Below are 11,210 nucleotides of genomic sequence, written 5' to 3'. Positions count from 1 at the left end.
GCGACTCGGCCAACTCCACGGCTTGGTGCTTGAACTCATCGGTGTAGCTACGACGGGTGATACGGGACATAAGGGACCTCCAGGTGCGATCAAAGTATCGCTTCTTGGCGTCCGCTGACGGGGGGCCAGATCAGACACCCCGCACTCCGGCACCGCCCCACCTCTGACAGAGTCCTGCGGCTGTCGGTAGGTGTCGACCTTGGTCGACACTTTTGTGAGATATCGAAATCAATCTGGGGTCAGATCCGTTTTCCGGAGGAAAACGGATCTGACCCCAATGGTATTTCCAACAGATCGCGGAAAACTGTCGAAGGCGGGGTGGGTCCGGTTGCGGGAGTGTCCGCGGCATGGATGCCGCGGCCAAGCCCCCATGGATGGGTTTACGGCGTCTCCCGCAACCGGACCCACCCCGCCATCCCACGGAATGCACGCTGTTGCTGTTGCTGTTGCTGTTGCTGTTGCTGTTGCTGTTGCTGTTGCCGTTGCTCTTGCGGTTGACGTTGCTTCGGCGGGTGCAGGGCGCAGCCCTGCAAAGAAACCCCTACTCCTGCGGATCGCGGATGATGTGGATGTCGGTCGGGGTCGACAGCGGAATGTTCCGCTCGGCCAGGATCTGCAACAGGCTGAAGTACAGGTCGCTGCGGGTGGCGTACACCTGCCGCGGGCTGGCCACGTAAGCGAAGCTGTTGATGGTGATCTGGCCACCGGCAATGCTGTCGATGTAGACCGTCGGTGCCGGCTGTTTCAGCACGTTGGTGTGCGCGGTGTACGCATCCAGCAGCGCCTGCCGCAGATTGCCGACATCCGTGCTGGGCGGCACCGCGAACTGGATCTGGATGCGGCCCTGGTTGTTGCCCATCGTCATGTTGCGCACGGTCTTGGTGACCAGCTCGGAGTTGGGCACGATCAACGTCGACTTGTCGCCCACCTGGATCTCGGTCGATCGCAGGCTGATGCGGCGGATGTCACCCTCCTGGTCGCCCAGCTTCACCCAGTCGCCGATCTTCACCGGCCGCTCGGCCAGCAGGATCAGGCCGGAAACAAAGTTCTGGGTGATCACCTGCAGGCCGAAACCGATACCCACCGACAGCGCGCTGACCAGCAATGCCAGCTTGCTCAGCTGCAGGCCCATCGCCGACAGCGCCCAGATCACCGCGATGATGATGCCCACATAGCGGGCAACGGTACTCACCGAATTGCGCGCGCCCAGATCCAGCTCGGTCTTGGGCAGGTAGGTGTCGGTCAGCCAGCGCTGTACCAGCTGGGTAACGGCCAGGCCAGCCAGCAGCACCAGCACCGCCAGCACGATGCGCACCGGCTCCAGCTTGGTTCCGCCAATGTCGAATCCAGAGGTGAACAGCGAGGAGAAGCGCTCCACCACCGCGCCGATGTTGCCGAACGGTGCCACCAGCGCCAGCAGCGCGATCAGTACGACGATGGTGCGCAACGCCGCCGACAGCAGCACGCCCGCCTGTTCCAGCCGCGATACGCTCAGGCCGGTGCTGAGCAGGATGGTCTGGCCGACCTTGCTGTCGGCGTTGAGCATCCAGGTGCTCAGGTCATCGACGAACTTGAACAGCAGGGTTGCGGCCAGCACGACGATGCTGCCGCCGATCAGCTGCTGGTTCACGAACTTGGCGAAATTCAGGTAGCCCAGCAACGTGGCAACGATGGCCGCCACCACCGCGATATTGCCCGCTACCCGGGCCAGTACCAGCCAGCTGCTGCGGCGCACGGGCGTGGTTGCCCCCACGCCATCGGCCTGTGCTTCCAGCTTGGCCTCGGCCTCGGCGGTCTGCCGGCGATGCAGGCGCGCCAGGGTCACCAGCATGGCCATGATCAGGCCGAGGTAGGTCAGGGCAATCAGGCCGTCCAACGCCACCGTGGTGACGTCGCTGGTGCGCGTAGCCTGGTCGAGGGCCACCAGCACCGTGCTCAGCCAGGCCAGCGCCGCCGCGCCCCAGGCATATTTGCGCAGCTTCAGCGCGGCGGTGTCGTCCAGGTTCAACAGCCGCCATGACGGGCGCTTGGGCACCAGCAGGCAGGCGCTGAGCGCGGCAATGAAGGCCGCACGGAAGGTGGCGGTCTCCAGGCCGTCGGCCACGACCTGCAAGCGCGGCGCGATGGCATCGATCGCATCCAGCGCCGCCATCAGTACCACCACGGCATAACCGGGCAGCAGCGTACCCACCAGCAGCAGCCACATCGCCAGGCCAGACCGGCGCAGTCGTCCATCAGGTGCGCGCTCGGACGCGGCGAACTGCCGCCCCAGCCTGCGCAGCCACAACCGCAGCGGGAACATCATCACCAGCGCGGCCAGCAGGCCCAGCAACGGCGTGCCCCAGCCATGGGTGCGGATGCCGGCCACCAGCGCGTCACGCCCCTGCTCGGCCAACGGCGCAACGCGCGCGATATCGATCGGCAGGCGCTCGGCCACCTTGCTCCACAACGCAGGCGACAGCGGCGAGGCGACCTTCTGGCCCAGTTCTTCCGTACGTTGTGCGGTGCGCTGCTGCTCGATGTCCGCCGCCAGCTGCTGTGCACGCACGGCACTGGCCTTGGCCTGCGCTACCGACGCGGCCAGGGCGTCGCGCTGCCTGGTTATGGCCCGTCGCTGCGCTGCCAGCTCCGGCGGCTCCGTGGTGCCCTCGGCAGGCGTCCCCAGCTGCGCCAGCTGCTCGTTGATGCGATCCAGCTGGGGCTGCAGTGCCTTTTCCAGTGCCTCGGCGTCACGCCGTGCCTGCGAGGCATTCTCGGACAGCATCGCCAGCGTCTCGGTGGCTTCCGCATCGCCACGTTTGCGCTCGACATCCTTCAACCGCGAATCGATGTCCGCCAGCTGTTGCTTGGGCGTGGGGTCCTCCTCCTGCGCCAGCACCGGCGCGGACAGCAGGAAGGCGGTGCACAGCAGCAGGGCCCACCAGGGCCCTCGTGCACGGATCGATCGCAGGAAAGAAGACACGCAGCCACACCGGTTCGCGCGGACCACCGCGCCTGCGCGCGACTATACGGCAGAGGCGGTAAAGGACGGATGGGGGACGCGCAGCAGTATCAGTACTTGAGGCGCAGCTCTTCCACGGTCGGCTGCTGCAGCGCGTACCAGTCCTGGAACTCTTCCTCGGTGATCTCATCGGGCGCATATACCGCCACCGGGTGCCACTCGTGGTCGGTCGGCAGTGGCTGGCGCGGGCCGGCTCGCAGGCTGTAGCTGACGCCCTCGTAGTCGACCAGATCATCGACCTGCGGCCACTGTTCGCGTGCGAACGCGGATTCACTCTTCAACAGGATCACCTGGTACATCGGCACCTCCACCTTGGTTGGATCAGGAAAACACGGCGCTGGCGGCAGGATACCGCCATGCCGGTGACAACAGGCACGTCGCAGCGGCGACGGATCGTTCTGGACACGGCCATCGCCCCGGCTTCACCCGCCCATGGCGAGCCCATCGGCATCGTGGAGGCCCGCCCCTGCCACGATGACCGATGACCGAGCACCCGCCGCTGAAGACCGTCGCCGACCTCAAGCTGCCGCGCTACCTGGGCACCTGGTACGAGATCGCGCGCCTACCGATGCGCCACGAGCCGGAAGGCTGCACCGATGTGTCGGCGCACTACACCCTGCTCGACAACGGCAATGTCGGCGTCACCAACCGCTGCCGCATGGACGGCGAGATCGAAGAGGCCACCGGCGAGGCCTGCGCCGTCGACAACGACAGCGCGCGCCTGGAGGTCAGTTTCCTGCCCAAGGGCCTGCGCTGGCTGCCGTTCGCCAAGGGCGACTATTGGGTGATCCAGGTCGCCCCGGACTACAGCGTCTCGCTGGTCGGCAGCCCGGATCGCAAGTACCTGTGGCTGCTGGCGCGCGAGCCACGCCTGGACGCGACCGTGCAGGACCATTATCTGGCCGCGGCCCGCCTGCAGGGCTTCGATCTGTCCGAACTGATCCAGACCCCGCATACCGGCCACCCCACCGCCTGAGCACGACCACGCATGGACCTGAAAAGTGGCTACCCCTGGTGGGCAGTGCGCAACGGACTGCTGCAGGCCTTTCCCCCGCTGGAGCAGGATCTGCGCTGCGACGTGCTGGTGGTCGGTGGCGGCATCACCGGTGCGCTGATCGCCGACGAACTGTCCGCCCACGGCCACGAGGTGGCGGTGATCGAGCAGCGCGACATCGGCTGGGGCAGCACGGCGGCCAGCACCGCGCTGTTGCAGTACGAGATCGATACCCATCTGCTGGAACTGGCCGAGCGCTATGGCAAGGATGCCGCCGCCCTGGCCTACCTTGCCTGTGCCGACGCGATCCCGGCACTGGCCGAAGTGGCACGCGGGCTGAAGGAGGTGGACTTCCGGCAGATGGACAGCCTGTACCTGGCCAGCCGGCGGCGCGACGTGCCGCGCCTGATGGCCGAAGGAGCTGCACGCCGTGATATTGGACTGGACGCGCGTTGGCTGGACCGCGAAGCCCTGCGCGAACGCTTCGACGTGGATGCCGGCGGCGCCCTGTTGACCCGCCAGGCGGCGCGGGTCGATCCCTACTGCCTCACCTACGGCCTGCTCAAACGAGTGCGCCGTCGCGGCGGCCATGTGCACGACCGCACCGTGCTGCACACGCTCAAGCCTGGCGCGCAGGGCGTAACCGCGATGACCGAGGCCGGTGCCACGGTCCGTGCCCGCCACGTGGTCCTGGCCATGGGCTACGCCAACCAGCGTTGGCTTGAACAGCGGGTCGCGCGCAACCGCAGCAGCTACGCCTTCATCACCGACCCGATCGATGCGGACACGCTGGGCCGGCTGCAGCGCACGATGGTGTGGGAGAGCGCACGCCCGTACCTGTACCTGCGCGCCACCGGCGACCGCCGCCTGCTGGTGGGTGGGCTGGACGACGCCATCGATATCCCCGCCCGCCGCGACCGGCGCGTACAGCGCAAGGCCGACAAGCTGATGAAACAGCTGTTGCACTGGTTCCCACGGCTGGACCCGGTGCCGGCCTTCTCCTGGGCCGGGACCTTCGCCGAAACCGCCGACGGCCTACCGTTCTTCGGCCCGCACGCGCAGTGGGGGCCGCGGGTCCATTTCGCCATGGCCTACGGCGGCAACGGCATCACCTATTCGATGATCGGCGCCCAACTGCTGCGCGCCCGGATCGAGCGGCGCAGGCATGCGCTGGAAGGGCTGTTCGGGTTCGGGCGGTTGTGACCTGCAGCCGGCCGTGGCCGGCTCTACCCCGATCCGGCGCCGACAGGCATCATTCAAGCAACCCCTGCTAGCGTCGGCCTGTACCGCCGCGTGTTGCGTGGCCACCTGTCCGCTGGAGCGCCGTCATGATCCGCCCCCTGACCCTGCTGCTGTGCCTGGCCCTGCCGGGAACCGTGCTGGCCCAGTCCGCCGCCGGCGCCACCGCGCCGCAGGCTGCCGGCCTGGACCTGACGCTGCCGCAGGCGCCGATGCGCTATCTCAACGACCCGGCCCTGCAGCAGGACCCGCCCGGCACCTATTACGGTGACAAGAGCGGCCCGCGCGTGCACGACGACGCGAAGATCGCCGACGTCACCGACGACAAGGTCAAGGTGTCCGGCAGCTTCACCACCGGCATCGGCTATTCCAAGAACGGTGGCAACAGCCACTACAACGCGGCCACGCTGAACCTCAGCAAGAACTACACCACCGATGAAGGCAAGACCCACGGGGTCAACCTCAACATCCATGTGAGTGAAGGCAAGGGCCCGGGCTTCTTCGGCCCGTATGGCGGCTACTACGGCCGCGGCCCCGGCTGGGATTACCCACCGCCGTACGGCTGGTAAGCCAGCTCCTGTAGAGCCGAGCCCATGCTCGGCTACGGTTGGCCGCAAAGCCGAGCATGGGCTCGGCTCTACATGGGCCAACGTCAATCCAGCCAGCCATCGCGCTCGCTGTGCAGGATGCGGCCGTCGTAACCGCTCAGGCGCACCTCCACCTTCTGGTTGCGGGCATTGCGGGCTTCCAGCGACCAGGTCGCACCATCGCGTTCCAGCGAATGGATCTCGCGCAGGCCATGCGACTGCGCCCGTGCCAGCACCTGCTCGGTGGTCAACAGCGCGCGCCCGTTGTGCTCGTCGAAGATCTCGCCGGTCTTCGGGTCCACGTAGACCTCGCTGAAGCGGCCATCGGCGCGGCTCACGTCGGCCTCCCACAGGCCATCATCGCGTTCGATTTCGTGGATCTGGGTATAACCGGCCTTGCGCAGGGTCTGTTCGACCTGGGCCATGCCCAGCGGTGCGGCCTGTGCGGTCGGTGCGATGGCCAGCAGGGCAACAGTGGCGAGGGTGAGCGACTTCAACATGGGGGGTCTCCTGTTCGTGTTCGTAGCCGGACCATCCCGGCAACGCCACGATGCATGCCTCGGCTAACAGCGCCTTAGCCGTGGCTGTTAGCCGGCTGTTAGTCATCCCCGGCACACTCGCGCCTGAACCCCTCATTCTTTCTGCACCCGCATGCTCGCCACCCTGCCCCTGCTGCTGGCCCTGGCCAACGCCCCGATCGCCGCCGCGCACGTACAGGACCCGGCGCAGCAGGTCGCGCGCCGCGCCGTGCAGCAGGGCCGCTACGTGCCATTGGAAAGCGTGGTGCGTGATGCACTCAAGCGCTACCCCGGCCAACTGCTGGAAGTGGAGCTGGACGACGGCGTCTACGAAGTGGAGGTCCTGCGCGGCGACGGCGTGGTGGTGGAGCTGGACTATGATGCGCGCAGCGGAAAGCTGCTGAAGACGGAGCTCGACGACTGATGCGCATCCTGTTGGCCGAAGACGATGCCGCACTGGCACAGCGCCTGGTGCCCCTGCTGGAACAGGCCGGCTATGTGGTGGCGGTGGTCGCCGACGGTAGCCAGGCCGAGGAGATCGGCCAGATCGAGGACCTGCAGGCCGCCATCGTCGACCTCGGCCTGCCCGGACTGGATGGACTGAGCGTGATCGAGCGCTGGCGCGGCAATGGCCGCAGCTTTCCGGTGCTGGTGCTGACCGCGCGCGGGCGCTGGCACGACAAGCTGGCTGGCTTCGATGCCGGTGCCGACGACTACCTGACCAAACCGTTCCAGGCCGACGAACTGGTGCTGCGGCTGCGCGCCCTGATCCGCCGCAGCCACGGCCACGCAAGCCCCCGCCTGCACTGCGGCCCGCTGCAGCTGGACGTCAACGCCGGTCGTTTCGAGCTGGACGGCAAACCGTTGCCGCTCAGTCCGCAGGAGTTCCGGTTGCTCAGCTACTTCATCCATCACAGCGGCCAGGTGATCGGCCGTGATCGCCTCGGCGAACAGGTGTTCGACGGCGGCCATGACCCGGACTCCAACGCACTGGACGTGCTGCTCGGACGCGTGCGCCGCAAGCTCGGCATCGACCTGATCCAGACCGTGCGCGGCCAGGGCTGGCGGCTGGCCGCGCCGTGAGCCGGCAATCATCGCTGCGACGGCGCCTGCTGCTGGCCGGCGGCGTCGGCCTGCTGCTGGTCTCGCTGCTGGCCAGCGCGCTGCTGGGCGAGCTGTTCAAGCGCAGTGCGCGTGACCGCCTCGACCACGAACTGCAGCAGGACATGTTGACCCTGCTGGCGCAGGCCGAAGTGGATGCGGACGGACAGCTGCGCCTGCGCCAGGAACCCAATGACGCACGCTTCCAGCGCGTGTTCTCCGGTGCCTACTGGCAGATCGCCGGGGCCGATGGCCGCGTGTTGCTGCAGTCGCGCTCGCTGTGGGATGAAACCCTGCCGGCGCCGGTTGCCGGGCCGGCCACCCGCAACCTGGCCGGGCCGCTGCAGCAATCCCTGCGCGCACGCGTGCAGCAGGTGCGCCTGCCACGCGCCAGCGAACCGTTCGTAGCCGTGGTTGCCACTGATCGCAGTGCGTTGGATGCGGATGTCGCTGCATTCCGCAAGCGCACCGCCATCGCGCTGGGCGTGCTGGTCGCCGCTTGGCTGGCGGTGCTGGCCAGCCAGGTGCACTTCGGCCTGCGCCCACTGCATCGCCTCGGTGCGCAGCTGGAACGGGTACGCCGCGGTGATGTGCAGCGCATCGACACGCAGGAACTGGGCGCGGAGGTCGCACCGCTGGGGGAAGAACTCAATGCACTGCTGGACCACCAGCAACGCATGGTCGCGCGTGCGCGCACCAGTGCACAGGATCTGGCGCATGCGCTGAAAACCCCGCTGAGCGTGCTGGCCACCGAAGCTGACGGCGACGGCGCGGACTGGCGGGCGACCGTGCGCGAGCAGAGTGCGCGCATGCAGGCCAGTGTCGACCGTTACCTGGCTGCAGGACTGGCCGCCGACCATCGCCAGCGCACCGACGTGGCGGCCGTCGCACAGGCGATGTGCCGGCTGATGGCACGCGTGCATGGCGAACGTGGCATCGCGTTCACGGCGGCGGGCATCGATCCGACGCTGCAGTTCGCCGGTGCCAGTGCGGATCTGGAGGAGATGCTGGGTAACCTGCTGGACAATGCCGGGCGCTGGGCACAACGGCAGGTCCAGGTCAGCGCGAAAGCCGACGACGGCCAGTTGCGCATTGAGGTCCGCGACGACGGCCCCGGCCTGGCGGCAGACGCCCTGCAACGGGTCACCCAGCGTGGCGTGCGGCTGGATGAGCGCGTGGGCAGCAGTGGATTGGGATTGGCGATCGTGGGCGATATCGCCGCCAGCTACGGCGGGCGCGTGATGCTGGAAAATGCGCAGCCCGGCCTGCGTGCGACGGTGTGGTTGCCGGTGGCGTGAAGCGACCAACCTGACGGTGGGTAGTGCCGGCCGCTGGCCGGCAACCACGTAGGCACCGGGAATTCCCTGCGGAAGCCGGCCAGCGGCCGGCTCTACCGAGCGTCAATCCGGCCGGTCGCCGTGCTCCCGTAGGTGTCGACCTTGGTCGACACGCAGCAAACATCAACGGTGGTGCATCCACCAGCAATCAATTGCGTCCAGCACGATGTGGATGATCAGACCGATGCCGAACAACCGCGTTTTCTTCGGCACGCACAGCCCGGCATAGACCGCAATGGCCGGTGCGGTGTGCAGCGGATGGAAACCAATGCTGCAGCGGTTCGGTGCATAGATCGGGTCGGCCAGCAGATGGTCCAGGTCGATGATCCAGCCCAGCAGCATCAGCAACCACGCCGAGGCGAAGCGCTTGCGCCAGAACAACCATGCCAGCAACGCTGGCACGGCGGCATGCAGGAACAGGTGGAAGATCGCGCGCGCGCTCATGGTGACCGGTAGCGCCGGGCCATGCCCGGCGTTCCCGTTTACCTCAGACCAACGGCTCGTCGGAGAGGTAGGTATAACCGGTCAGGCCGGCTTCCAGCGCGTCCGACAGTTCCTGCGCGCGTTCCGGCGACAGCTGCGCTGCAGCCACGCGCTGCGCATAGGTCGCCCGCAGTTCGTCCAGGCGGTAACCCACGTAATCCAGCATCACGTCGGTGGTGTCGCCGCGGCGCTGCTGGGTAATGGCATAGCCATCGGCATCGGCCAGCACTTCCACCGCGTCGGTATCGCCGAACAGGTTGTGGATGTCGCCCAGGATTTCCTGGTAGGCGCCGACCATGAAGAAGCCGATGCGGTAGCTCTCGCCCGGCTTCATCTTGTGCAGCGGCAGCGAGCTGTCCAGGCTCTCGTTCTCGACATAGGTTTCCACCATGCCGTCCGAGTCGCAGGTCATGTCAGCGATGATGCCGCGACGGTCCGGGGTCTCGTCCAGGCGCTCGATCGGTACGATCGGGAACACCTGGTCGATCGCCCACACGTCCGGGATCGATTCGAACACGCTGAAGTTGACGAAGTACTTGTCGACCAGGCGCTCGTTCAGTTCGTCCAGCACCGGGCGATGGCTCTTCTCGTCATAGCTCAGGCGCGCACGCACGCCGTGGGCGATGGCATAGAACAGGTCGTCGATGCGCGCACGCTGCGGCAGGTCGATCTGGCCCAGCGCGTAGCTGGCCAGGCCTTCGGCATGGAAATGCTGGGCTTCCTGGAACAGTTCCACCGCCGGGCGCACGTCCAGCTCGTCATGGATCTCGCGCAGGTGGCGGATCGCCGCCGGCTCGTCGTCGTGCTGGTCCGGCACGCGGCCTTCCTGCGCCTCTTCCACTTCCGACACATTGGCGATCAGCACCGCGTGGTGTGCGGTCATCGCACGGCCGCACTCGGTGACGATGCGCGGTGGGGTCAGGCCGAACTCTTCGCAGGCATTGGCCAGCGGCTGCACGATGTTGCTGGCGTAGGAATGCAGGCCGTAGTTGATCGAGCAGAAGCTGCGCGAACGGGTGCCTTCATAATCCACGCCCAGGCCACCGCCCACGTCGACGTGGGTGATCTTCGCGCCCAGGCGCGACAGCTCCACGAAGTAGCGGGTGGCTTCGCGCATGCCGTTGGCGATGTCGCGCACGTTGGAGATCTGCGAGCCCATGTGGAAGTGCAGCAGGTTCAGGCAGTCGGCGTACTCGGTGTCACGCAGCGACTTCCACAGGTCCAGCAGCTGCCGCGGCGACAGGCCGAACTTGGCCTTGTCGCCACCGCTGTTCTGCCACTTGCCGGCGCCCAGCGAGGCCAGGCGCATGCGCACGCCCAGGCCCGGCTTCACGTCCAGCGCCTTGGACTCTTCCAGCACCAGCTTCAGCTCGGACGGCTTCTCGATGACGATGAAGGTCTGCAGGCCCAGCTTGCGGCCGATCAGGGCCAGGCGGATGTACTCGCGGTCCTTGTAGCCGTTGCAGACGATCAGCCCGCCCGGGCGCGACAGCGCCAGCACGGCCATCAGCTCGGGCTTGCTGCCCGCTTCCAGGCCGAAGCCTTCGCCGTGGTGGCTGGCCAGGGTGCCGGCCACGCCGCGGGTCTGGTTGACCTTGATCGGGTACACGGCGGTGTAGCCGCCGCTGTACTCCCAGTCCTGCTGGGCCTGGGCGAAGGCCGCCTGCAGCTTACCCAGGCGCTGGCCGAGGATGTCCGGGAAGCGCACCAGCAGCGGCAGCTTGGCGCCCGCCGCGCGCGCCGCATCGACCACCTTGGGCAGCGACACCACCGGGCCGTCCGCCCCGGTCGGTCTCACCACCATGTGCCCGGCCTGATCCACGTCGAAGTAACCGTCCGCCCAATGCGGGATCGAGTAGGTCTTGCGGGCTTGGTCGAGGGACCAATCGGTCATTTCAGTCGGCCTTGTTGGCAATAAAAGGGGGGGCATGATAACGCCTATGTGCCCAC

General features: G+C 67.2%; 11 protein-coding genes. 6 read left to right on the top strand and 5 right to left on the bottom strand.

Going from position 1 to position 11,210, the window contains the following annotated elements:
• Positions 1-541: 541 nt before the first annotated feature.
• Positions 542-2,962, bottom strand: a complete 2,421-nt coding sequence (locus tag AC5P7X_RS13785) for a DUF3772 domain-containing protein (protein ID WP_065186534.1) — start codon at positions 2,960-2,962, stop codon at positions 542-544.
• Positions 2,963-3,051: 89 nt separating this feature from the next.
• Positions 3,052-3,300, bottom strand: coding sequence for a hypothetical protein (locus tag AC5P7X_RS13780; protein WP_005419952.1), 249 nt, complete (start codon positions 3,298-3,300; stop codon positions 3,052-3,054).
• Positions 3,301-3,482: 182 nt separating this feature from the next.
• On the opposite strand from AC5P7X_RS13780, the gene AC5P7X_RS13775 reads away from it, so the two are divergent.
• The 3 genes from AC5P7X_RS13775 (at position 3,483) to AC5P7X_RS13765 (ending at position 5,803) form a co-directional block, all read left to right on the top strand.
• Positions 3,483-3,977, top strand: a complete 495-nt coding sequence (locus AC5P7X_RS13775) for a lipocalin family protein (RefSeq protein ID WP_005419954.1) — start codon at positions 3,483-3,485, stop codon at positions 3,975-3,977.
• A gap of 12 nt (positions 3,978-3,989) precedes the next feature.
• Entirely contained in the window at positions 3,990-5,198 is a 1,209-nt protein-coding gene (locus tag AC5P7X_RS13770; protein ID WP_346607389.1) for an NAD(P)/FAD-dependent oxidoreductase, read from the top strand.
• A 125-nt stretch (positions 5,199-5,323) separates the two neighbouring features.
• Positions 5,324-5,803, top strand: coding sequence for a hypothetical protein (locus tag AC5P7X_RS13765; RefSeq protein ID WP_014038776.1), 480 nt, complete (start codon positions 5,324-5,326; stop codon positions 5,801-5,803).
• Between the two features lie 83 nt (positions 5,804-5,886).
• Here AC5P7X_RS13765 and AC5P7X_RS13760 read toward each other — a convergent pair whose 3' ends face one another.
• The gene (locus AC5P7X_RS13760; RefSeq protein ID WP_188248882.1) at positions 5,887-6,321 is read right to left on the bottom strand and encodes a PepSY domain-containing protein; all 435 of its coding nucleotides are present in this window, start codon (positions 6,319-6,321) and stop codon (positions 5,887-5,889) included.
• A gap of 151 nt (positions 6,322-6,472) precedes the next feature.
• On the opposite strand from AC5P7X_RS13760, the gene AC5P7X_RS13755 reads away from it, so the two are divergent.
• The 3 genes from AC5P7X_RS13755 to AC5P7X_RS13745 are packed head-to-tail and all read left to right on the top strand — an operon-like array spanning position 6,473 to position 8,738.
• On the top strand, positions 6,473-6,763 hold the full coding sequence (locus AC5P7X_RS13755) for a PepSY domain-containing protein (protein ID WP_346607390.1): 291 nt from the start codon (positions 6,473-6,475) through the stop codon (positions 6,761-6,763).
• Positions 6,763-7,422 (top strand): response regulator transcription factor, encoded by a 660-nt coding sequence (locus AC5P7X_RS13750; RefSeq protein WP_346607391.1) that lies wholly within the window; start codon positions 6,763-6,765, stop codon positions 7,420-7,422. The genes AC5P7X_RS13755 and AC5P7X_RS13750 overlap by 1 nt, the downstream gene beginning before the upstream one ends.
• The gene (locus tag AC5P7X_RS13745) at positions 7,419-8,738 is read left to right on the top strand and encodes a sensor histidine kinase (RefSeq protein ID WP_346607392.1); all 1,320 of its coding nucleotides are present in this window, start codon (positions 7,419-7,421) and stop codon (positions 8,736-8,738) included. The genes AC5P7X_RS13750 and AC5P7X_RS13745 overlap by 4 nt, the downstream gene beginning before the upstream one ends.
• 162 nt (positions 8,739-8,900) lie before the next feature.
• On the opposite strand, the gene AC5P7X_RS13740 is transcribed toward AC5P7X_RS13745, so the two are convergent.
• A complete protein-coding gene (locus tag AC5P7X_RS13740) occupies positions 8,901-9,221 on the bottom strand; it encodes a DUF6122 family protein (protein WP_005411369.1) in 321 nt (106 codons plus the stop codon).
• Positions 9,222-9,264: 43 nt separating this feature from the next.
• Positions 9,265-11,154 carry an arginine decarboxylase gene (gene speA / locus AC5P7X_RS13735; RefSeq protein WP_061480252.1) on the bottom strand — a complete coding sequence of 630 codons (1,890 nt, stop codon included), beginning with the start codon at positions 11,152-11,154 and terminating at the stop codon, positions 9,265-9,267.
• Between the last annotated feature and the right edge of the window lie 56 nt (positions 11,155-11,210).

This window comes from Stenotrophomonas sp. YJH_SMC_53, assembly GCF_059369995.1.
This window is presented reverse-complemented; position numbering and strand designations above follow the sequence as displayed.